At 71.3% G+C, this 20,134-nt stretch carries 20 protein-coding genes and 2 pseudogenes; 16 read left to right on the top strand and 6 right to left on the bottom strand.

The window, feature by feature from the left end; translation table 11 throughout:
* The 10 genes from CCN51_RS56645 to CCN51_RS36660 form a co-directional block, all read left to right on the top strand.
* A partial coding sequence (locus CCN51_RS56645; RefSeq protein ID WP_211303282.1) for a hypothetical protein occupies nucleotides 1-226 on the top strand: 226 nt, incomplete at its 5' end.
* A 23-nt stretch (nucleotides 227-249) separates the two neighbouring features.
* Entirely contained in the window at nucleotides 250-951 is a 702-nt protein-coding gene (locus CCN51_RS36700; protein ID WP_086860582.1) for an AMP-binding protein, read from the top strand.
* A gap of 5 nt (nucleotides 952-956) precedes the next feature.
* Entirely contained in the window at nucleotides 957-1,580 is a 624-nt protein-coding gene (locus CCN51_RS36695; protein WP_143675997.1) for a GNAT family N-acetyltransferase, read from the top strand.
* 33 nt (nucleotides 1,581-1,613) lie between these two features.
* Nucleotides 1,614-3,212: an aldehyde dehydrogenase family protein gene (locus CCN51_RS36690; protein WP_043486320.1), complete on the top strand. Its 1,599-nt coding sequence runs from the start codon at nucleotides 1,614-1,616 to the stop codon at nucleotides 3,210-3,212.
* Nucleotides 3,213-3,295: 83 nt separating this feature from the next.
* Nucleotides 3,296-4,579, top strand: a complete 1,284-nt coding sequence (locus tag CCN51_RS36685; RefSeq protein WP_014174544.1) for an aspartate aminotransferase family protein — start codon at nucleotides 3,296-3,298, stop codon at nucleotides 4,577-4,579.
* A gap of 2 nt (nucleotides 4,580-4,581) precedes the next feature.
* A complete protein-coding gene (locus CCN51_RS36680; protein WP_043486322.1) occupies nucleotides 4,582-5,067 on the top strand; it encodes a type II toxin-antitoxin system RatA family toxin in 486 nt (161 codons plus the stop codon).
* Nucleotides 5,068-5,101: 34 nt separating this feature from the next.
* Nucleotides 5,102-6,148, top strand: coding sequence for a beta-ketoacyl-ACP synthase III (locus CCN51_RS36675; RefSeq protein ID WP_014174546.1), 1,047 nt, complete (start codon nucleotides 5,102-5,104; stop codon nucleotides 6,146-6,148).
* Between the two features lie 53 nt (nucleotides 6,149-6,201).
* Complete coding sequence (locus tag CCN51_RS36670; protein ID WP_014174547.1) at nucleotides 6,202-6,432, top strand: acyl carrier protein; 231 nt, start codon at nucleotides 6,202-6,204, stop codon at nucleotides 6,430-6,432.
* Nucleotides 6,432-7,652 (top strand): beta-ketoacyl-[acyl-carrier-protein] synthase family protein, encoded by a 1,221-nt coding sequence (locus CCN51_RS36665; protein ID WP_014174548.1) that lies wholly within the window; start codon nucleotides 6,432-6,434, stop codon nucleotides 7,650-7,652. The genes CCN51_RS36670 and CCN51_RS36665 overlap by 1 nt, the downstream gene beginning before the upstream one ends.
* A gap of 157 nt (nucleotides 7,653-7,809) precedes the next feature.
* Nucleotides 7,810-8,451, top strand: coding sequence for a pentapeptide repeat-containing protein (locus tag CCN51_RS36660; protein ID WP_014174549.1), 642 nt, complete (start codon nucleotides 7,810-7,812; stop codon nucleotides 8,449-8,451).
* Nucleotides 8,452-8,473: 22 nt separating this feature from the next.
* Here the strand turns inward: CCN51_RS36660 and CCN51_RS36655 are convergent, their stop codons facing one another.
* Complete coding sequence (locus CCN51_RS36655) at nucleotides 8,474-8,866, bottom strand: helix-turn-helix domain-containing protein (protein ID WP_193383698.1); 393 nt, start codon at nucleotides 8,864-8,866, stop codon at nucleotides 8,474-8,476.
* Nucleotides 8,867-8,988: 122 nt separating this feature from the next.
* Here CCN51_RS36655 and CCN51_RS36650 point away from each other — a divergent pair, with 122 nt between their 5' ends.
* Entirely contained in the window at nucleotides 8,989-9,990 is a 1,002-nt protein-coding gene (locus tag CCN51_RS36650) for an NAD-dependent epimerase/dehydratase family protein (protein ID WP_014174551.1), read from the top strand.
* A 33-nt stretch (nucleotides 9,991-10,023) separates the two neighbouring features.
* Here the strand turns inward: CCN51_RS36650 and CCN51_RS36645 are convergent, their stop codons facing one another.
* Nucleotides 10,024-11,136, bottom strand: a complete 1,113-nt coding sequence (locus CCN51_RS36645; RefSeq protein WP_014174552.1) for a sensor histidine kinase — start codon at nucleotides 11,134-11,136, stop codon at nucleotides 10,024-10,026.
* Nucleotides 11,137-11,138: 2 nt separating this feature from the next.
* Nucleotides 11,139-11,904 (bottom strand): annotated as a pseudogene (locus CCN51_RS36640) (response regulator transcription factor).
* A 115-nt stretch (nucleotides 11,905-12,019) separates the two neighbouring features.
* Here CCN51_RS36640 and CCN51_RS36635 point away from each other — a divergent pair.
* From CCN51_RS36635 to CCN51_RS58260, 3 genes and pseudogenes are all read left to right on the top strand, one after another.
* A complete protein-coding gene (locus CCN51_RS36635) occupies nucleotides 12,020-12,745 on the top strand; it encodes a glycosyltransferase family 2 protein (protein WP_014174553.1) in 726 nt (241 codons plus the stop codon).
* Complete coding sequence (locus CCN51_RS36630; RefSeq protein WP_014174554.1) at nucleotides 12,742-13,359, top strand: TIGR04282 family arsenosugar biosynthesis glycosyltransferase; 618 nt, start codon at nucleotides 12,742-12,744, stop codon at nucleotides 13,357-13,359. The genes CCN51_RS36635 and CCN51_RS36630 overlap by 4 nt, the downstream gene beginning before the upstream one ends.
* Nucleotides 13,356-13,823: pseudogene (locus CCN51_RS58260) on the top strand (class I SAM-dependent methyltransferase); the annotation flags it as partial. The gene CCN51_RS36630 and the pseudogene CCN51_RS58260, both read left to right, overlap by 4 nt.
* Before the next feature lie 191 nt (nucleotides 13,824-14,014).
* Here CCN51_RS58260 and CCN51_RS58255 read toward each other — a convergent pair.
* Together CCN51_RS58255 and CCN51_RS36620 are read right to left on the bottom strand one after the other, a co-directional pair.
* Nucleotides 14,015-14,473 carry a hypothetical protein gene (locus CCN51_RS58255; RefSeq protein ID WP_014174556.1) on the bottom strand — a complete coding sequence of 153 codons (459 nt, stop codon included), beginning with the start codon at nucleotides 14,471-14,473 and terminating at the stop codon, nucleotides 14,015-14,017.
* An 11-nt stretch (nucleotides 14,474-14,484) separates the two neighbouring features.
* Complete coding sequence (locus tag CCN51_RS36620; RefSeq protein WP_014174557.1) at nucleotides 14,485-15,720, bottom strand: molybdopterin-dependent oxidoreductase; 1,236 nt, start codon at nucleotides 15,718-15,720, stop codon at nucleotides 14,485-14,487.
* Nucleotides 15,721-15,789: 69 nt separating this feature from the next.
* Here CCN51_RS36620 and CCN51_RS36615 point away from each other — a divergent pair, with 69 nt between their 5' ends.
* Nucleotides 15,790-17,250: a hypothetical protein gene (locus tag CCN51_RS36615; RefSeq protein ID WP_405380959.1), complete on the top strand. Its 1,461-nt coding sequence runs from the start codon at nucleotides 15,790-15,792 to the stop codon at nucleotides 17,248-17,250.
* A 34-nt stretch (nucleotides 17,251-17,284) separates the two neighbouring features.
* Here the strand turns inward: CCN51_RS36615 and CCN51_RS36610 are convergent, their stop codons facing one another.
* Nucleotides 17,285-18,682, bottom strand: coding sequence for an NAD(P)/FAD-dependent oxidoreductase (locus tag CCN51_RS36610; RefSeq protein ID WP_014174559.1), 1,398 nt, complete (start codon nucleotides 18,680-18,682; stop codon nucleotides 17,285-17,287).
* Nucleotides 18,683-18,848: 166 nt separating this feature from the next.
* Here CCN51_RS36610 and CCN51_RS36605 point away from each other — a divergent pair, with 166 nt between their 5' ends.
* Complete coding sequence (locus CCN51_RS36605; RefSeq protein WP_014174560.1) at nucleotides 18,849-19,886, top strand: AraC-like ligand-binding domain-containing protein; 1,038 nt, start codon at nucleotides 18,849-18,851, stop codon at nucleotides 19,884-19,886.
* The last annotated feature ends 248 nt before the right edge of the window (nucleotides 19,887-20,134 follow it).

The following is a 20,134-nucleotide window of genomic DNA, read 5'->3' as shown; positions in this document are numbered from 1 at the left end:
GAGCCGGGCCCGGCTCACCGCCTGGGAGTACACGGGGGCCGAATACGGTCGAGGGTGGATGACGGGCATCCGCAGAGAGTGCAGTTACTGCTACACCGGCCGCTGTATGTTCGCGATTGGCTGCGTTGATACGTTCATCGGCACGCCACTGGAATTGCCGAGTGCCTTATCGGGTAACTGTTCTCCCGACCCGGAGAACACACAGGTGGAGGTTTCCGTTACGTGAGCTTGTCTCGTGTCATTAGTAGAATGTTGTCTACTACCCGAGGGTTCACGTTTGTCTCAGGAGAGTCGGCCGAATTTCTCAGCTTCGCCGATCTCAAAGAGGCGGCCGAGGGCATCGGCAGAGGGGTCGCCGCCGCCGGCTTCACGCCAGGGGACCGCGCCATTCTCATGCTCTCGGACCAGCGTGAGTTCATCACCGCCTTCTTGGGAATGGAGCGGGCCGGGGTGATCCCGGTCCCCGTCTTCCCGCCCGCCCTGCCGACCCGGACCGAGGCCTACCGGGAACGTCTGGCCTCCCTTCATGCGTCATGTCTGCCGCGCCAGGTCATCGCCGATGAACGGCTCTTCGATCTGTGCGCGGAGTGCGTCGGCGAGCGGCCGTTGCTCTATGCCCAGCTGTCCGACAGGGAGGCGACCGAGCGCCGGACGGAGCGGTCGGACGACCCCGCCCTCTTCCTGCCGTACTCCCCCGAGACCTCCGCCTGGCCCCCTCCGCCGTACGCATTCACGCGGCGCTTTGCCCCCGCGGGGTTCCGGGAGCCGGCGGTCACTCCGTCGTACACCCTCGCCCCTCAGCAGGCGAAGGAATCACTCGATGACGATCCGCCGAAGGGCGGCAACGCACAGGACGCCCCGATCGGGATCGCCGCCGACTGGCTGACCGGCGTCTGGCAACAGTGCGCGGTCAGGCTTCCCGCTGTATCGCGAACCGCAGATGGAAAGTGATGAAAGTGAACGAAGTGAAGACGTCCACGGATCTGGACGCGATTGTTGACACCCTGACCGCGGCCTTCCTCGAGGACGACCCGGTCGTCAATTGGCTGATACCGCCCGGGACTCCGGAGCGGGAGCGCTATCTGCGCGGCTTTCTGCGGGCCTGGGTGAAATTCATGCTGGACCACGAGGGGACCGCCATCGTCACGGCGGACCACAGTGGCGTCCTTATATGGGAGCCCTCGCCCTCGGGCAGGAAGGTCCCCCTCACCGCGGAGGACGAGGAGGCGTTCCTCGCCGATATCGCGGCCTCCACCGGCCCCGCGGAGAAGCGCTGCCTGCAGCTCATCGAAGCGCTCGACTCCAACTACCCGCGCGACCTCCCGCGGCACGGACATGTCGCGCTCGCCGCCGTCCACCCGGAAGCGCGCGGGACGGATGCCAGGACGGCCCTCACGGACGAGCTGGTGCGACTCGCCGTCTCCCTCGATCTCGGAGGCTACTGCGAGGCTTCGTCCGAGCGGAACGCCCTGCTGTGGGAGCGGCTCGGCATGCAGCGTATCGGCGAGCCGATCCAACTGCCGGAATCCGACGTCACCTTGACTCCCATGTTCATTCCGCCGCCCGGGGTCCAGGGTTGAGCGTGCCGCGGGGCCGACTCGGAGGGTCCTTTGATGCGTGAAAACCCCTTGCACAGCTACAAGCTCTATATCGCGGGCAAGGACGTCGAGGGCGACGGCTGGGTGTACACCGTCAGCGCACAGTCGCTGCTCGAAGACGTCTTCACGAGCGTCAGCCTGAAAAGGGATCTGGAGCGGAATCCCGAATCCACGGCCACGGACCACCCCTATGTGGTGGGCCGCTGTGCCGTCGCGTCCGATGCCGCGATCGATCTGGCCACGGAGGCCGCGGCGTCGGCCGCACCGGGCTGGGCGGCGATCCCGCTGGAGCGCCGGATGCGTCTTGGCACCCTGTTCCGCGAGGCACTGGACCGCCGCCGGGACGAGTTCCTGGACATGCTGGTCGCCGAGGGGCACCCGGTGAGCCTGGCCCGCTGGGAACTCAGCTGTCTGTTCCAGGTGTACAGCGAGGAGAGCCTGGACTGGTACCGGCAGCGCATGCACACGGAGTTCGAGCACGCCGGACGGCAGCTGATCGTACGCCGCCGGCCCGACGGCGTGGTCGCCTTCAACCCGCCGCAGAACGCCCCCGCGCCCAGCGCCGCCCTCGCGGTGCTCGCCCTGATGGCGGGCAACGCCGTCGTCGTACGGGCGCCCCGCTCCATCGCCCTGTCCACCATGTGGGTGCTGCGCGAGGTCGTCGCGCCGCTGCTCGACGAGGTGGGGGCGCCCCCCGGTGTGCTCAACGCCGTCTGCTCCAACCCGAAGCAGACGCTGGACCGGTGGATCGATAGCCCGCTCATCGACGACATCTTCTACATCGGTGGCAGCAAGGAGGGCCTGGCCTTCCAGGAGCGGTGCGTCGCACACGGCAAGAAGCCGATCCTGGAGCTGGCCGGCAACGACAGCATCGTCGTATGGAAGGACGCGGACCTCACGCGCGCCGCCGAGGCGATCTGTGAGTCGTTCTACGGCTCCGGGCAGATCTGCATGGTGCCCAACTGCGTCCTGGTGCACCCCGCCGTCGCCGATGAGCTGATCGCCGCGGTCAAGGAGCAGGCCAAGACCGTACGCCCCGGCTATCCCGAGGACGAGGGCGTGCTGCTGTCCCCGGTGCGCCGCAGCGAGCGCTTCTTCGGACTGCTCCAGCAGGCCCTGGCGGGCGGCGCGGAGCTGGTCACCGGCGGCAGGCGCACCGAACTGGACGGCACCCCTTCGGACACCGGCGTCTTCCTCCAGCCCACCGTGGTACGGGTGAACGGGCTGCCCGGCGCGCGCCGCTTGGACGTCGTACGCCAGGAGACGTTCTTCCCGCTGCTGCCGATCGTCGTCCCGGAGCCGTCCGCCGATGACGAACTCGTCGACGGGTTCCTCGATTTCGTCAACACCAACGAGTACGGGCTGCGCAACTCGGTGTGGGCGGAGTCCGAGGACGTCATCGACGTGTTCGTCCAGCGCGTCGTCAACGGCGGCCTGCTGAAGATCAACGACTCGCACATCGGGTTCCTGCCGTATCTGCCCAGCCACGGCGGGACCGGCCTGACCGGCGGGGTCTTCGGCGAGGCCAACTATCCGATGCTCAAGACCTCGCACCTCCAGGGCGTGTCCATCGCCCGTGACGCCAGCCCGCGTGAGGCGGTCTTCGGGTCCTGACGGCCCGCCGCCGACGTACGCCCAACCCCCCAACCCTGCGCACCGCTCTGATTCACCACCGCACAATCCGGAGGACGTTACCCGTGACCGTGATCCAGGGAGCCCGGGTCGACACCGAGGAGGAAATCCTCAGCCTGTACCGCGCCCATCTCAGCAAGGGGCGGGCGACTCTCGCCGAGCTGTTCGGCAGCCATATGGAGGTGGAGTCCTCCGGGGCCTGGCTGACCACCAGCGACGGCGAGCGGTTCCTGAACGCCGGCGGCTACGGCGTCTTCATCATGGGCGCCCGGCACCCCATCGTCATGGAGGAGGTGGAGCGCCAGCTGCACACCCACCCCACCGCCACCCGCATCCTGCTGGAGCCCACCGTCGCCCGCGCCGCCGAGGCGCTGGTCTCCGTCATGCCCAAGGGCCTGGACCGGGTGCACTTCGCGCTGTCCGGCGCCGAGGCCGTCGAGACCGGCCTCAAGCTGGCCCGCGCGGGCGGCCGCAGGCGCACCGTCTCCATGCTCGGCGGCTACCACGGCAAGACGCTGGGCGCTCTGTCGACCACCGCCAAGGAGGTCTACCAGGCGCCGTTCCGCCCGCTGATCCCGGACGTCCGGCATCTGCCGTTCGGCGACGCGGAGGCGCTGGAGGCGGAGTTGCGCGCCCACCCCGGTGAGGTGTGCGTCATCCTCGAACCCGTGCAGGGCGAAGGCGGGGTGATCATCCCGCCCAAGGGCTACCTCAAGCGCGTCGAGGAACTCGTCCGCGCCTACGACGGCTTCTTGATCCTCGACGAGGTGCAGACCGGGTTCGGCCGGCTCGGCGAGTGGTGGGGTGCGGACACCGAGGGCGTGGTCCCCGACGTCCTGCTCACCGGCAAGGCTCTGGGCGGCGGTGTTCTGCCGGTCTCCGCGGCGGTCGCCACCCGCCAGGCGTTCCGCCCGTTCGACAAGGACCCGTACGTCCACACCGCCACCTTCTCCGGACAGCCGCTGCTGATGGCCGCCGTGCAGGGCGCCATCCGGGCGGTCAAGGAGGAGCGGCTGGTGTCCAGGTCCATGGACCTCGGTGCGGTGCTGCTGTCGCGGATCTCCGAAATCGCCCACCGCAACATCCCCGGCCAGCTTGTCGAGGTACGCGGCCAGGGCCTGCTGATCGGGGTGGAGCTGGTCGAGGCGGGGCTGGCCGGCGAGCTGCTGATCGAGCTGTTCAACAACGGAGTCGTCGCCAACCACTCGATGATCGGCAGTTCGGTGGTGCGCTTCACCCCGCCGGCCACTCTCACCGATGGCGATGTGAAGTTCTTCCTCGATTCCTTCGACAAGGCCACCCGCGACCTGATCAGCGGCTCGGCCACCATGCCGGAAGGCGGTAACTGAACGTGCGGCACGTGGAACTGGACGCCGTGGTGCGCTCCGAGAAGGCGGAGTACGTCTTCGAGAACGTCGTCAAGTGGGAGAAGTATCCGCAGCTCGCCCCGCATGTGCAGGCCGCCACCGCGCACGTCGCCCACCCCGCCGAGCAGGGCAGCTCGAGCTGGGAGCTGCATTTCCGCAGCGGGCTGCTGCGCTGGACCGAGGAGGAGCGGTTCTTCCCCGAGCGCGGTGAGATCCACTTCGAGCAGACCGACGGCGACTTCGACAGCTTCGCCGGCCAGTGGCAGATCACGCAGAGCGGCGACGATGTGCTGGTCCGCTTCGACGCCGACTTCGACTTCGGCATCCCGAGCCTGGAGGGGATTCTCGACCCCATCGCCGAGCGGGTGATCAAGGAGACGGTCGCATGGGCGATCACCGGGCTGTTCGCCCGTACCGAGATACGCGGCGACGTGGGCACCCCCGAGGCCGCGGTCACCGGCGGCGCGTAGGTCAGGCCCGGACGCGTAAGGAGAACGCGCAACCATGAACGGTTCGTTGGAGGGTGTCGCCGTGGCTGGCGGCGCGCCCGCGTCCGTGATCGTCGGTATCGGGGCGTACGTCCCCCCGAACCCGGTGACCAACCACGACCTCACCGCCCGCCTGGACACCTCCGACGAGTGGATCCGTACCCGTACCGGCATCTCGTCCCGCCACATGGTGCTGCCCGGACAGGCCACCTCGGATCTCGCGGTCGAGGCGGGCCGGCGGGCGCTGGAGTCGGCGGGGCCGGAGCATGCGGAGGGCGTGGACGCCGTGGTGCTCGCCACCGCCACACCCGACCGGGCGTGCCCCGCGACCGCGCCCGAGGTCGCCTCACGGCTGGGGCTCGGGACGGTCGCCGCCTTCGACGTCTCGGCCGTGTGCAGCGGGTTCCTGTACGGGCTGGCCACCGCGACCGGGCTGATCGCGGCGGGCACGGCGGGCCGTGTCCTGCTCATCGCCGCGGACGCGTTCACCACCCTCGTCGACCCGCACGACCGCGCCACCGCCGTCATCTTCGCCGACGGGGCGGGGGCCGTGGTGCTGCGGGCCGGTGAGCCGGACGAGCCCGGTGCGGTCGGCCGTGTCGTACTCGGCAGCGACGGCTCGCTCAGCGGACTGCTCCAGGTGCCGGGCGGCGGATCCCGGCAGCGCAGCCTGGGCGAACCCGTCAAACCCGGCGACGAGTTCCTGCGGATGGCCGGGCGCGACACCTACCGGCACGCGGTGGGCCGGATGACGGAGGCGTCCCGACAGGCGGTGCAGGCCGCCGGCTGGGGCCTCGCGGACATCGACCGGCTCGCCGCCCACCAGGCCAACGCACGCATCCTCGCGACGGTCGCGGACGACCTCGGCATCCCCGAGGACCGGCGGCTCTCCAACATCGCGCACAACGGCAACACCGTCGCCGCCTCGATCCCGCTGCTGCTGGCCGACGCCACCGCCGACGGCAGCCTCGCGGCCGGCCACCGGGTGCTGCTCACCGCCTTCGGCGCCGGGCTGGCCTGGGGCGCGGCGACCGTCCTCTGGCCGGACGTCAAGCCCGGCTGACACCCCTCGGCACCGCCACTCCCCCCTGTGCACCCTTCGGAAGGAACGCAGCCATGTTCGACACCCTCAAGGAAATCCTGGTCAACAAGCTCAAGGTGACACCGGAGCAGGTCGTCCCCGAGGCCACCAGGGAGGACGTCGAGCTCGACTCGCTGGCCGTCGTCGAGCTCTCCCTCGTACTGGACAAGGAGTTCTCCATCGTCATCAGCGACGACGAGTTGCTGGAGGTGCCCACCATCGGCGACATGGCGCGCCTCATGGAAGAGCGGAGCGCGAAGGTCTGATGGGCCGCCACGATGTCGCCGTCACCGGACTCGGCCTGGTCACCCCGGCGGGAATCGGGGTCGGGCCGAGCTGGGAGGCGGCCCTGGAGGGGCGGCCCACCGCCGCCCATGACCCGGAACTCGCCGGCAACCCGGTACGGATCGCCTGCCGCGTCCCGGACTTCAACCCGGATCTGCTGCTCGGCGGCCGCCGGGCCCACCGGCTGGACCGCTTCGTACAGTTCGCGCTGGTCGCCGCCCGGGAGGCGGTCGCCGACGCCGGACTCGACCCGGCCACCTGGGACGGCGCCCGCGTCGGTGTGGTCCTCGGCTGTGCCGACGGCGGCCCAGCCACCGTGGAGGCACAGCACCGGGTGCTGATCGAGGAGAACCCCGCCTGGGTGTCCCCGCTGCTGCTGCCGATGCAACTGCCCAACATGCTCGCCGGGCAGACCGCCATCGAGTTCAGGGCCACCGGCCCCAATCTGGTCGTGGCCACCGCCTGTGCCTCCGGCGCGAGCGCCATCGGCGCCGCGCGCGATCTGCTCACCCTCGACCGCTGCGACATCGTCATCACAGGCGGCAGCGAGGCGATGATCACCCCCCTGGTCATGGCCGGATTCGCCAAGATGGGCGCCCTGTCCAAACGCCAGGACGACCCGGCCACCGCGTCCCGGCCCTTCGACGCCGACCGCGACGGCTTCGTCGCGGGAGAGGGCGCGGGTGTCCTCGTCCTCGAACGCGTCGCCGACGCGGCGGCCCGTGGCGCACGCGTACGGGCCAGAATCGCCGGCTACGGCGCGACCGCCGACGCCCACCACGTGACCTCGCCGCACCCGGACGGCATCGGTATCGAAGCGGCGCTGCACGCGGCGCTCGCGGACGCGGGCGCCCAACCGGAGGACGTCCAGCACGTCAACGCACACGGCACCTCCACCCCGCTGAACGACCTGGCCGAGGGCCGTATGCTGCACCGCGCGCTCACTGGGGACCCGCTGGTGACCTCGACCAAGGGCGTCACCGGCCATCTGCTGGGCGCGGCCGGCGCGGTGGAAGCGGCATTCGGCGTGCTCGCCGTCGAACAGCAGTGTGTGCCGCCCACCGCCAATCTGCACACGCCCGATCCTCGCCTCGACATCAAGATCGCCACCGCCCCGACCACCACCCGTATCGACCTCGCCCTCTCCAACTCCTTCGGTTTCGGGGGGCAGAACGCGGTCCTGGCGATAGCGAGGGCGTAGGGGTTACGCCCGGAAGGCAACACGCGGGGGCCACGGCGAGTGCCGCTCTCGTTCCCGGGGCTCGTCTACGCTGACGGACGGCGCGGGTATCACGGTGTCCCGCGCCCTCGTCGGTACTGCACGGCACTCCGCGACCAAGCGGCGGCAGGGATGGCCCATGAACACGCGTTGGCCCCGTTCGCTCTCCTGCGTCATCGTGGCCGCCATGTCATCGGCCCTCCTCATCGGCTGCGGGGGAGAAAAACACGGCCGGAGCTGTTCCGGCCACACGGGCAAGGACCTCTCCGGCCGTACCGTCGCCGGTGACGACCTGCTGCAGAAAACACTGCGCTGCGTCAACCTCGAAGGCTCCACGCTGACCGGGCTGGTGTCCGAAGCGAATCTGCGCCACGGCAACCTCTACAAAGCACGGCTGACCGGTGCCTCGCTGGAGAACGTCGATCTGCGCGAGGCCGACCTCCGCGGGGCCGATCTCAGCTCCGTCTCCCTCTCCCAGGTCGACCTGCGCGGCGCCGATCTGAGCGATGCCATGCTCGGCAAGGGTCTCCTCGAAAACGTGAGCTTCGGCGGCGCCCACCTGTCCGATGTGGATCTGCGGGCGGCCTCCCTCACCCACGTCGACCTCACCAAAGCCGACCTGAGCGGCGCCGATCTGTCCGGCGCCGCGCTGTCCGACTCGGATCTCCGCGGCGCACGGACTCGGGATACCGACCTTTCGACGACGACCTGGGAGAACGTCGTCTGCCCGGACGGCTCCCGCTCGAACGCCGGGACTTCCTGTACGAGCCATCTCACCTAGGCGGCCCGCTGAACGGCCCGCGTCAGGCGCTCGGCCGCATCCACGCCTTCGCGAAGCACGTCGGCACGTCGACGGACGCCGCCTCCCTGCGGTACGCCCGCGGCGACCGGCCGACGATGTCACGGAACGTACGGCTGAAGGTGCCCGGGCTGCCGAAACCGACGTCGAAACAGATGTCCGTCACGCTGCGGTCGCTCTCCCGCAGCAGGAACATCGCCCGCTCGACCCGGCGCCGCTGCAGGTAGCGGTGCGGCGTCTCGCCGAACGTGGCCCGGAAGGTCCGTGTGAAGTGCGCCTGGGACACATGGGCGATCCGGGCCAGGGCCGGGACGTCAAGCGGCTGCGCGTAGGCGCGGTCCATCGCGTCCCGTGCCCGCAGCATGCGGCGGTTGCTCTCCTCCGTGGCACGGCTCACCGCGCCATCACATCACAGTGACGACCGGGCCGCGCTCTCGTGTCCGTACTCTCCTTACGGACCCGTGACATGGTGCGCGCGGTGCGGTGGTGCCGGGTGTCCGCGGGCCTAGCGTGGGGCGCATGCGCGTACTGGTCACCGGCGGTGCCGGATTCATCGGGTCCCATGTCGTCGAGGCTCTGGCGGAGCGCGGGCACGAGCCCGTCGTGTACGACGTGTGTGCCGACGCGGGATCGGATGTGCGAGACCGTGCCGCCGTCCGCCGGGCCCTGTCCGGTGTCGACGCCGTATGCCATCAGGCGGCGATGGTCGGCCTGGGTACCGGCTTCGCCGAGGCGGCCGAGTATGTCTCCCGCAACGACCTGGGGACGGCCGTCCTGCTCACGGCCATGGCGGACACGGGCGTCCGGCGGCTGGTACTGGCCGGCTCGATGGTGGTGTACGGGGAGGGTCGGTACATCTGCGAACGGCACGGGGTGGTACGCCCGGGCGCCCGGTCCGTCGCCGACCTGTCGGCGGGGCGCTTCGAGCCCATGTGCCCGGTGTGCGGGGCCGAGCTGTCTCCCGGGCTGATCGCGGAGGACGCCCCGGTCGATCCGCGGAACGTGTACGCGACGACCAAGCTCGCCCAGGAGCACCTGGGGGCGGCGTGGGCGCGCGTCACGGGCGGGTCGGCGGTATCGCTGCGCTACCACAACGTGTACGGTCCGCGGATGCCCCGTGACACCCCGTACGCGGGGGTCGCCTCGTTCTTCCGCTCAGCGCTGGCCCGTGGCGAGGCCCCGCGCGTGTTCGAGGACGGGTGCCAGCGGCGGGACTTCGTGCACGTACGGGACGTGGCCGCCGCCAATGTGGCGGCGCTGGAGGCGGGTTCGCCCCAGGGCGCGCTCACGGTGTACAACGCCGGCAGCGGCGAGCCGCACACGGTCGGCGAGATGGCACGGACGCTGGCCACCGCGTACGGCGGGCCTGAACCCGTGGTGACCGGGGAGTACCGTCTGGGGGACGTCCGGCACATCACGGCGGACTCGTCGCGGCTGCGGGCCGAGCTGGGGTGGCGGGCCCAGGTCGGCTTCGAGGAGGGGGTACGGGAGTTCGCCCGCGCCGAGTTGCGCGGTCGGTGAGCGCGGCATCCCGGAGGTCCGCGCCCCGGCCGCTCATCCCTCCGCCGCGGGGAGCGTCACCTCGAAGCGGCAGCCGCCGGAGACGTTGCGCACGGTGGCGCGCCCGTGGTGGGCCTCCACGATGCCCCGGACGATCGCGAGGCCGAGGCCGGCGCCTGCCGGGGGTGTGCGGGCGTAGGTGCCACGCCAGCCGGTGCCGAAAACGCGCGGCAGATCCTCTTCCGGAATGCCGCCGCAGCCGTCCGTCACGGACAGGACGACGCCGTCCGCGGAGCGCTCGGCGGCCACCGCGACCGTGCCGTCGGCCGGGGTCCGCCGGATCGCGTTCACCAGGAGGTTGCCGAGCACCCGGCTCATCTCCTTGCCGTCCACCTCGACCGGCACCGGTTGTACGTGGTCGCCGACGAGCCGCACGCCGTGCTCGCGCGCGAGCGGATCCGCACCCGCGAGAGCGTCACCGACGAGGTCGTACAGGGAGGTCCGGGAGGGGGTGAGGGCGAGGGCGCCCGCGTGGATGCGGGACAGCTCGAACAGATCGCCCACCATGTCGTTGAGCCGTTCGACCTCGGTGCGGATCTGGCGCAGATAGCGGTCGGGGTCCGCGGCGACGCCGTCCTCCAGCGCCTCGGACATCGCCCGCAGTCCGGCGAGCGGTGTGCGCAGGTCGTGCGAGATCCAGGCGACGAGTTCACGCCGGGAGGACTCCAGCGCCCGCTCACGGTCGCGGGACTCGGCCAGCTTGGCGCTGGTCGCCCGCAACTCCCGGCTCAGCGCGTCCAGTTCGGCGGTCGCGGGGCCGTCGGGGCTGGTGAAGTCGCCGCCGTCGCCGAACGAGCGGGCGGCGACCGCGAGGGCCCGGCCGCGGGCGGCGACCCAGCGGCCCAGCAGCAGGGCGGTGGCCAGGGAGACGACGGCCGCCATCGCGACCACGGTCGTGACGACGGTCAGGTCGTGCGCGGACAGGAACATCGCCCACGCCACGGCCAGCGTGCCGGCGAGCATCGCGGCCACGGCGACGGCGGCGACCACGGCGAGGTGCGCGATGAGCGAGCGCCGCCGGACCAGCCGCAGCACGCACGCCCCGAGCAGCCCGGCAGCGGCGGCACCGAGGAAGGCGAGCAGGGCGATGAGCAGGGTGTCGCGCACGGTCAGCCCTCCCGCTCGGCGGGGTCGAAGCGGTAGCCCACGCCCCACACCGTCTGGATCAGGCGGGGTCGGGCCGGGTCGTCCTCGACCTTGCCGCGCAGTCGGCGGACATGGACGGTGACCGTGGACAGGTCGCCGAAGTCCCAGCCCCAGACCTCGCGCATCAGGTCCTCACGGCTGTAGGCGCGGCCGGGATGGCGCAGAAAGAACGCGAGCAGGTCGAACTCGCGCAGGGTGAGGGCGAGTTCGACACCGTTCTTGGCGGCGCGGCGGGCGGCGGGCGGCGGGATCGACGGTGAGACCGGCCGCGTGGAGGGGCCGCGCTTCCGTTCCGGGCGCGCTCGGCCGCGTGCGGCGCAGCACCGACCGCACCCGCAGCATGAGCTCCCGCGGGCTGAACGGCTTGGTGACGTAGTCATCGGCGCCCACCTCCAGGCCGAGGATCCGGTCGTCCTCGTCGCCGCGGGCGGTGAGCATGATGACCGGTACGGGCTCGCGTCCCCGTATCCGCCGGCACACCTCCAGTCCGTCCATGCCCGGCAGCATCAGATCGAGCACCACGAGGTCGGGCCGGTTCACGGCGGCGCGTGCGAGCGCGGTCGGCCCGTCCTCGGCCCGGTCCACGGTGTATCCCGAGCGGCCGAGGTATCCGCAGACGACCTCGGCGACGGTGGGATCGTCCTCCACGACCAGGACGTGGGCGGCTTCGGCCGGCCGGTGGGGCGGGTCCGTGGGTCCGGTCCCGGTCGGCTCGTATGGCTGCTGCATGGGTCCAGCCTGGCACCACTCCCCCGTCCGGGCGGCGGCCCGGGGCCCCGCCCGGCTCCGACGTCCGTGTTTCGTAAGGAGCGGAAGTCCGATATGAGCCATTTGCGTTCGTAGAGTGAAGGCCGTGACCACCTCTCCCACGGAGCCTGTGGACGGCCCGGCACCGGCTGTCGACGTGATCCTCCCCTGCCTGAACGAGGCCGACGCCCTGCCCTGGGTGCTCGCGCACATCCCCGCCGGCTGGCGCGCGCTTGTCGTGGACAACGGATCCACCGACGGCTCCGCCGCCCTCGCCCGCGAGCTGGGGGCGACCGTCGTCGCTGAACCGCGCCGCGGCTTCGGCGCCGCCTGTCACGCCGGTCTGACCGCGGCGACCACCGACATCGTGTGCTTCTGCGACTGCGACGCCTCTCTCGACCCCTCCTCGCTCGTCCCCTTCGTCCGCGAGCTCCGGACCGGTGAGGCCGACTTGGTGCTCGGCCGACGCCGTCCGCAGGGCCGGGGCGCCTGGCCCGTGCACGCCCGGGCCGGCAATCTCGCGCTTGCGCGGATACTGCGCCGTCGCACCGGGCTGCGGCTGCGCGACCTCGGGCCGCTGCGCGCCACCCGCCGCGAGGCGCTGCTGGGCCTCGGACTCACGGACCGGCGCAGCGGCTACCCCCTCCAGATGGTCGTACGGGCCGCCGACGCCGGATGGCGCATCGCGGAGCACGACGTCCCCTATCTGCCGCGCTCCGGGGCCTCCAAGGTCACCGGCACCTGGCGCGGCACCTGGCAGGCGGTGCGCGATATGAGCCGGGTCCTCGGCGATCCGGCCGCACCGGGAGGAGGCCCGCGGTGACCACGCTGCTCGTCATCGCCAAAGAGCCGCGGCCCGGGTGGGTCAAGACACGGCTGACGCCGCCGTTCACCGCCAGTGAGGCCGCGTCGCTCGCTCGCGCGGCCCTCGCGGACACCCTGAGCGCGGTGGCGGCAACCCCCGCGTCCCGTCGTGTCCTTGTACTCGACGGGACGCCGGGCCCCTGGCTGCCGCCCGGCTTCGACGTCGTACCCCAGTGTGCGGGCGGGCTGGACGAGCGGCTGGCCGACGCCTTCGCCGGATGCGAAGGACCCGCCCTGCTCATCGGCATGGACACGCCCCAGGTGACACCCGAGCTCCTCACCGTGGACTTCGCCGACTGCGACGCGTGCTTCGGCCCCGCCGAGGACGGCGGTTTCTGGGCCCTGGGTCTCGCCGAACCGGACCCCGGCCTGCTGCGGGGTGTGCCCATGTCGACGGCCGCAACGGGTGCCCTGCAGCGGGAGCGGCTGGTCGACGCGGGTCTGCGGGTTCGCGACCTGCCCCGCCTGCGCGACGTCGACACGGCACGCGACGCGTGGGCCGTCGCCGCCGAGGCGCCGCACGGCCGGTTCGCGGCGCGACTGGCCCGGCTCACGGCGGCCACGCGTCGATGAGTACGGCACATCACCTGGCACCGCCGGACAGCGCGGAACAGCTCTCACTGGTCACCGCGGCCCCGTGGTCCACCGGCGACCCCTACTCCGATGCCTTGCGCACCGGCCGTGGCCCCCTCTTCCTGCGCCGCACCGACGGCTGGCTGCTTCCCTTGGACGTGGAGCGCTGGTGCGCGGCCGCCGACGCGGTCGATCTGGAGGTGCTGGGCCGGTGCGAGGGCGCCGTGCTCGACATCGGATGCGGGCCCGGGCGGCTGGTCGCGGCGCTCGCGGCCCAGGGGCAGCGTGCTCTCGGCATAGACGTCAGCGAGGCCGCCGTCGCACACGCCGCCCGGCTCGGCGGACAGGCGCTGTGCCGTTCCGTCTTCGAACCGGTGCCGGCGGAAGGCCGCTGGGACACCGCGCTCCTCATGGACGGCAATCTCGGCATCGGCGGTGACCCGTGCGCGCTGCTCGACCGGCTGCGCCAGCTTCTCGCCCCCGGCGGGCTGCTGATCGCCGAGACCGCGCCGGTGGACGTGGACGAACGCTTCAGCGTCCAGGTCGTACACCACACCGGAGCCCGGGACGCGGCCGGCGCGCCCTTTCCCTGGGCCCGCCTGGGCACTTTGGCCCTGCTCCGCCACGCCGCACACGCCGGTTGGCACACCGTCAGTCAGTGGACGGCCGGCGGCCGCTGTTTCGCGGCCCTGCGCAGCCGCAGGACCAGCAGCAGTGCCGAGCCGCCGAAGAGCACAGCCGTGATCAGCAGCCAGCGGGCCAGGAACCGGTCGCCACAGAGCCCGGTGACGGACCGATCGCGGTCCGCCATCTGTCCGCTGATCAGTGGAAACCACACCAGCAGAAGCAGCCCGGACAACGCGGCCGGTACGCGTGCATATCCGACCAGGTCCCTGTGGCCGGCCGCCTGGAACACGGTGACGACGGCGCGGTCCGCCACCGTGTACAGCGGCAGCAGCACCAGGTCATGGAGAAGGGCGGCGCCCACGAACCACAGCGACACCCCGAACCAGTCCCCCACGAGCAGCCGCACCCCCACGTATCCGGTGAGCGCGAACGAACAGACCAGGAGCAGGACGGTGAACGGACTGCCGATGGCGGGCCGACGACGCATCACAGGACCTTTCACAGTTCTCCGAACGCCATCCGGGCCACCCACTTGGTGTTGAGCACCCCGGGTGCGGCCGGCACGATGACCCGCGCCGGGTAGCCGTGATCGGGGGTCAGGTCCTCGCCGTTGACCTGCAAGGCGAGGAGGGAGCGCGGGTCCGCCACCTGGTTGGCCCGCAGAGCGGCCCGGCGGAAGGCGCCGTGCCGCTGGAGGGACTCCACCAGCACATCGGACGGATCGCCGTGGCCGACGAGTTCCGCGAGGTCCCGCAGCCGCACCCCGCGCCACCACTGGTCGGAGGTCGCCCACCCCTCCACACAGGCGATGGGCAGAGCCGAGCTGTGCAGGGGCAGCCGCAGCAGATCGGCCCGGCTCAGCCGGACGGTCCCGGTGCGCCCGGTGACGACCAGCCGCCACGCCTCCTCACTCGTCTCCGCCGCGCTGATTCCCGCGTACCCGGCCGTCTTGTTGATCTGGAAGCCGCCTGGTCCGCTGCCGGGCTCGGGCCCGCCGTGCGGTGCGAGCACCGCCGTCTCCCGCAGCGGCCCGTCGAAGCTCTGCCCCGCCGTCGTCCCGAACAGGAGCAGTGAAGCGCCGCCCACCAGGCCGAGGGCGCCCCGCCGTGACACGGTGGGCTCGGCGGGGCTGGGCGAGACCAATTCCCCTGTCTCCCGCGCTTCGCCAGCCTCCTGAGCACGGCGCAGGTTGCGTACGGCCGCGGGCACCTTCAGCGCGGCATGCACGACGAACGCGGTGAAGAACACCCAGGCCCCGTAGAAGTGCAACGGGTAGAAGGAGCCGGGGAAGACGTAGTCGAGCTGGACGTTCAGCACACCCGTGGTGAACTCGAACAGCCCGCCCCCGACCAACAGCAGCAACGAGATCCGCTCCAGCGCGTGCGCCACCGACCGGGCCGGCGGCAGCGTGAACAGCCTCGGCACGACCGACCACAGCTTGGCCAGCAGGACGGGAATGAGGGTGATGCCGAGCGTCACATGCACACCCTGGGTGAGCCGGTACAGCCACACCGGATGGGTCGGCCAGGCGAAGAGATAGAAGCCGAGAATCCCCTTGTCCGGGGTCTGGTCGTTCACCGGCGACAGATCGGGGTTGTACGCGGCGTACGAGACCAGCCCCGTCACGAACAGCACCGTGATCCCGCCCAGCAGGACGACGCCGAGCACCGAGGTGAACCAGGGACCGCGCAGCGGACTGCGCCAGAACGCGGGAGAGAAGGGAGACCGTGCCATGCGAGACCGTGCCATGCCCCGACCGTAGGCGGGAACCGCCGCGGGGAAGGGGTTGCGACTCATGACGAAATGCTGACGTCCGGGCCGCGCTCGCTCCCGTCCGGCGCCCTCCGGCCTAGCGTCGTCCCTGTGACTCGCGCTCATCTCAGGGATGTGTGCGCGGCCGTGGCCGCCACGCTCCTCGTCGTGGCGGCCGTACTGGTCGGCCGCCATATCCAGCACACCAGCCACACCCTGTTCGTCGGCTGGCCCCCGCTCTTCGCCTCCTGGAACCCGCACCTCGGGCCCGGCACCCCGGCCGCCGTGGCGGTGGCGGTCGCGGTGGTGGGGTACGGACCGCCCCTGGCCGCGCGGCTGCCCTGGCGCGCGCTGCTGGCCGCGGCCTGGGGCACGGCCATGGCCTGGGCCTGGTCGCTCGCCCTGGTCGACGGCTGGCACCGGGGCGTCGCGACCCGCCTCACCACCCGGAACGAGTATCTCCAGGTCATCGACCGCTTCCACGACATCCCGGCCGCCCTGGGCGACTTCACCCATCACATCCTGCTCGACTCCCCCGGACACTGGCCGGCGCATATCGCCGGGCACCCCCCGGCCGCCACGCTCACCTTCGTTCTGCTCGACCGGGTCGGCCTGGGCGGCGGGGGCTGGGCCGGAGCCTGGTGCATCACCGTCGGCGCCACCGCCTGCGTGGCCGTTCTCATCACGGTGCGCGCACTGACCGACGAGGACCTGGCACGACGCGCGGCGCCCTTCCTTGTCGCGGCGCCCGCCGCGGTGTGGATGGCGACATCGGCCGACGGGTACTTCGCCGCGGTCGCCGCCTGGTCGGTCGCGCTGCTCGCGCTCTCGGTGACGGAGCGGGCGGGGGCCCGGAGACGGGCCGTCGCGTTCGGTGCGGGACTGTTGTCCGGGCTGACCTGCTATCTCTCATATGGGCTCACTCTGATCGCGCTGATCGCGGGAGCCGTGCTGGTGCTGGGCCGGGTGCGGGGCCGGGATCTGGCCCAGTTGTCTCCCTTCCCTCTCGCCGGGTTCGCCGTCGTCCCGCTCCTCTTCACCCTCGCCGGTTTCTCCTGGTGGGAGGCGTACCGTCTGCTGGTCGAGCGCTACTACCAGGGAGCCGGCGGCATCAGGCCCTACGGGTACTGGGTGTGGGCGAACCTCGCGTGCACCGTGCTCATCACGGGCCTGGCGACGATGGCAGGGCTGCGCCGTGCCTGCGCGACGCTCGCCCTCGTACGGCACGGCGCCGTCATGCCAGGACGGCACGGCGCCGTCATCCGGCGACCGGACCCTCCGAGCCGTCCGGTCGCCGAACCCCGTCTCGCCCTGCTCGTGTCCGCGGCCCTGCTCGCCCTGCTCATCGCCGATCTGTCCGGGATGAGCAAAGCGGAGACGGAACGCATCTGGCTGCCGTTCGCCATGTGGCTGCTCACGGCCTGCGCCTTCCTCACCCGGCCGCGGCCCTGGCTCGCCGCGCAGGCCGCCCTCGCCCTCCTCCTCAACCATCTGCTGCTGACCGGCTGGTGACCGCGGTGGCCACCGTCCGCACCCCGCTGTCCCGTCACACGGTGACGTCGAGCGGCGCACCGGCCGCGGGGGTGTCCTGCTTGCGCACCGCCCTTGCGGCCCGCAACACCGTGCCGGGGCGCATCAGGGTCTTCACCGGGGAGAGCATGTGTGCCACGTCCAGGAAACGTCGGTGTATCACCGGATCGGTCACGGACGCCCGGACGATGAGGTCACTGAGCCGGGCTGCGACCTTGAACCCCCGTGGCCGTGGCCCGGTGACATGCGGCAGCTTCAGGTCGTTGACCGCGGACGTCTGCCACGCGTCGTCCACGACGGCCCGGACCTGCTTGAAGTACGACCACGCCGGGTCCCGCGGGGACCGCCCGGATTCGAGATGGGCCGCCAGGCATGAGGCGTGGATCGCGGCCGAGGACATGCCCTGGCCGTAGATGGGGTTGAACGAGGCCAGGGTGTCGCCGATCGCGAGGAGTCCGGCGGGGAAACGGTCCAGGCGGTGGAAGTCGCGCCGTCGATTGTCCGGATGCCGGTAGGCGACCGGTTCCCCGATCGGCTCGCCGTCCTCGGCCAGCCGGCGAAACGGTGCCGCCGGGTCCTCCTTGCAGCGGAGCAGGAACTCCTCCATCCCCCGCCCCGGTCGGTCGTCGGCGTACCCGGCCACCAGGGCGATCCACCGATCTCCCTCGACCCGGCCGAGGGTGCCCAGCCGCAGTCGGCCGTCAGGCAGGGTGGCCAGGGACTGTGCCAAGGTGGCGCCGTCCGATCCTTCCGGCCGGCGGAACAGCGCGGTGGCATAGCCGAGGTCCACATGCATGCGGCGCGTCTGCGGCTCGGGCCAGCCGCCCTCCTGTAGCCAGGCCCCGATCCGGCTGGCGCGGCCGGTCGCGTCGACCACCAGGTCGGCGTCCAGCAACTCCTCATCGGCCACGCCCCCGGCCATGTCCCCGGCATCGGCCGGTTGCCCGCCCAGGTAGCGCACCCCGCTCACCCGGTCGCCGGTGAAGGCCAGCCCGCGCACACGACCGGTGACCAGACGCAGATTGCCGAGCGCCAACACCCTGCGGCGGAGGTGCGATTCCAGGAAGGGCCGCGTGGCGCTGATCATCTCCACGCCGCCGACCAGCACCTTGAGCCTGCCCTCGAGGTAGCTGTGCACATCCGTCCCGGTGTCCGCGAGGGCGGCGCCGTCGGCGACGATTTCGGTGGCGAAACCGGGCAACCAATGGTCGATCTTCCGGCGGCCCGCGTCCAGCAGAGCGTGCATCTGGGTGCCTTGCGGAACACCGGGGCGAGGCCCCTGACCTCCCCCGAAGTCGCCCGAGGGAGCGATGTCGTCCCGTTCGAGAACGATCACCTCGTCCGCGTGATCACTGAGCACCCGGGCAGCCAACAGCCCCGCGACACTGCCCCCGAGTACGACGGCCCTGCGCATCTCCACCTCCTGTGTGCGGCTTCCCGCACCTGCCGCCCCGGCCGTACGCCGGGAAGGGAGCGGCAGAGAACATGGTGAACTTTCAACCCCGCCCTGAACCGACCATCCGCGCACCCGGTCTGTACATTTCTGGCTCCCGCACCTCTCACGAAGGAAGGACTGTGCGATGAGCCTGCCTCCCAAGTCCTCGCGGCCGGACCGGAACGGGGTCGGCGGGATGTCGCCCGACGTCGACGCCTGGCGCGGCATGCTGCACGACGCCCTGGTCGAACTCGACGCGATCCCGCTCGGCGGCACCGGACACGACGCCGACTACACGGGCTGGGCCCGCCAGCTCGACCTGGGGTTCCTCACCCTGACCGACGTCGGTTCCGACCCGGTGCGGGTGGTACGCGCACCGAGGATGCTCGTCGGCAATCAGGACGACTTCTACCTCCTGTCGATCGCGCAGGAAAACAGTTTCTCGCTCAACGGAAATATGCGGTCCCCGCTGCGGCGCGGAGACGCGGTTCTGCTCGACAGCACCGCCCCCTTCCAGCTCAGCGCCAATGAGTTCGCCCATCACCTCGTCCTGACACTGCCCCGGGCGGATGTGGCACGGGTCATGCCGGTCAGCGGGGAACGCATCGGACGCCGCATCGCCGCCGAGAACCCGGTGCTGCGCGTTCTGCGGGCCACGGTCGCGGAGATCTGCGCCGGCGGCGCGCGGTTCGAGCCGGACTTGCTGCCTGAGCTGGGGCATACCTTGCGGGAGTTGCTGTTCTCCGTACTGCGGTCCGACGAGCTCACCGGCCAGGCCGGGGTGGCCGAGGTGAACGGGCTCCTCGGACACCACGCCCAACTCCTGCGCATGCGGGACTTCATACAGCGCCATCTCGCCGAGCCTGATCTGTCCTCGAAGGCGGTGGCGGCGGCGTTCGGGGTCTCCGTGCGCTACGTCGAGCTCGTCTTCCGGGAAAGTGGCACATCACCGGCCCGGTACATCCGCCGGACTCGGATGGAAGAGGCTCGCAGAAGCCTGGCGAACCCCCGGCAGCGGCAGCGCTCCATCGCCGCGATCGCGCGGTCCGTCGGCGTCGAGAACCCGACCGTCTTCGCGCGCATGTTCCGCCATTTCCACGACATCACGCCCAGCGAATACCGACGGTCCCAGACCGGACAGAGCCGCCGATCCGGGGCAATGGAAGACCCTCCGCCCCCTTGACCGGCCCCCGTGCCGGGTGCCCACCGACGGCCGTGCGCACCTGGTTGCCTCCGTGCGGGAATTGACGAGTTTGTGTTCGTGAATCGTCGACAGCGGCGCCCCGGGTTCCGGCACCGTGGGCGCCGATGTCACACGGGGTGTCACCGCATATGCTCCGGTCCTCCACCAAGCAGGGAAAACACGACTTGCTGCCCGATTCACCATATGCCGTCGACGGGGCCCCTCCCACGGATTCGCCCCCGCAACCC

Source organism: Streptomyces milbemycinicus, assembly GCF_002154605.1.
GTDB classification, from domain to species: Bacteria; Actinomycetota; Actinomycetes; order Streptomycetales; family Streptomycetaceae; genus Streptomyces; species Streptomyces milbemycinicus.
Note: the sequence above shows the minus strand (reverse complement) of the source record. Positions and strands in the feature narration are given on the sequence as shown.

Excerpts from the sequence above, each read along its gene's own strand:
- CCN51_RS36700 (WP_086860582.1), top strand. The coding sequence starts at position 250 with ATGTTGTCTACTACCCGAGGGTTCACGTTTGTCTCAGGAGAGTCGGCC.
- CCN51_RS36690 (WP_043486320.1), top strand. The coding sequence starts at position 1,614 with ATGCGTGAAAACCCCTTGCACAGCTACAAGCTCTATATCGCGGGCAAG.
- CCN51_RS36675 (WP_014174546.1), top strand. The coding sequence starts at position 5,102 with ATGAACGGTTCGTTGGAGGGTGTCGCCGTGGCTGGCGGCGCGCCCGCG.
- CCN51_RS36670 (WP_014174547.1), top strand. The coding sequence starts at position 6,202 with ATGTTCGACACCCTCAAGGAAATCCTGGTCAACAAGCTCAAGGTGACA.
- CCN51_RS36665 (WP_014174548.1), top strand. The coding sequence starts at position 6,432 with ATGGGCCGCCACGATGTCGCCGTCACCGGACTCGGCCTGGTCACCCCG.
- CCN51_RS36660 (WP_014174549.1), top strand. The coding sequence starts at position 7,810 with ATGAACACGCGTTGGCCCCGTTCGCTCTCCTGCGTCATCGTGGCCGCC.
- CCN51_RS36650 (WP_014174551.1), top strand. The coding sequence starts at position 8,989 with ATGCGCGTACTGGTCACCGGCGGTGCCGGATTCATCGGGTCCCATGTC.
- CCN51_RS58255 (WP_014174556.1), bottom strand. The coding sequence starts at position 14,473 with ATGCGTCGTCGGCCCGCCATCGGCAGTCCGTTCACCGTCCTGCTCCTG.
- CCN51_RS36620 (WP_014174557.1), bottom strand. The coding sequence starts at position 15,720 with ATGGCACGGTCTCCCTTCTCTCCCGCGTTCTGGCGCAGTCCGCTGCGC.
- CCN51_RS36615 (WP_405380959.1), top strand. The coding sequence starts at position 15,790 with ATGCTGACGTCCGGGCCGCGCTCGCTCCCGTCCGGCGCCCTCCGGCCT.
- CCN51_RS36610 (WP_014174559.1), bottom strand. The coding sequence starts at position 18,682 with ATGCGCAGGGCCGTCGTACTCGGGGGCAGTGTCGCGGGGCTGTTGGCT.
- CCN51_RS36605 (WP_014174560.1), top strand. The coding sequence starts at position 18,849 with ATGAGCCTGCCTCCCAAGTCCTCGCGGCCGGACCGGAACGGGGTCGGC.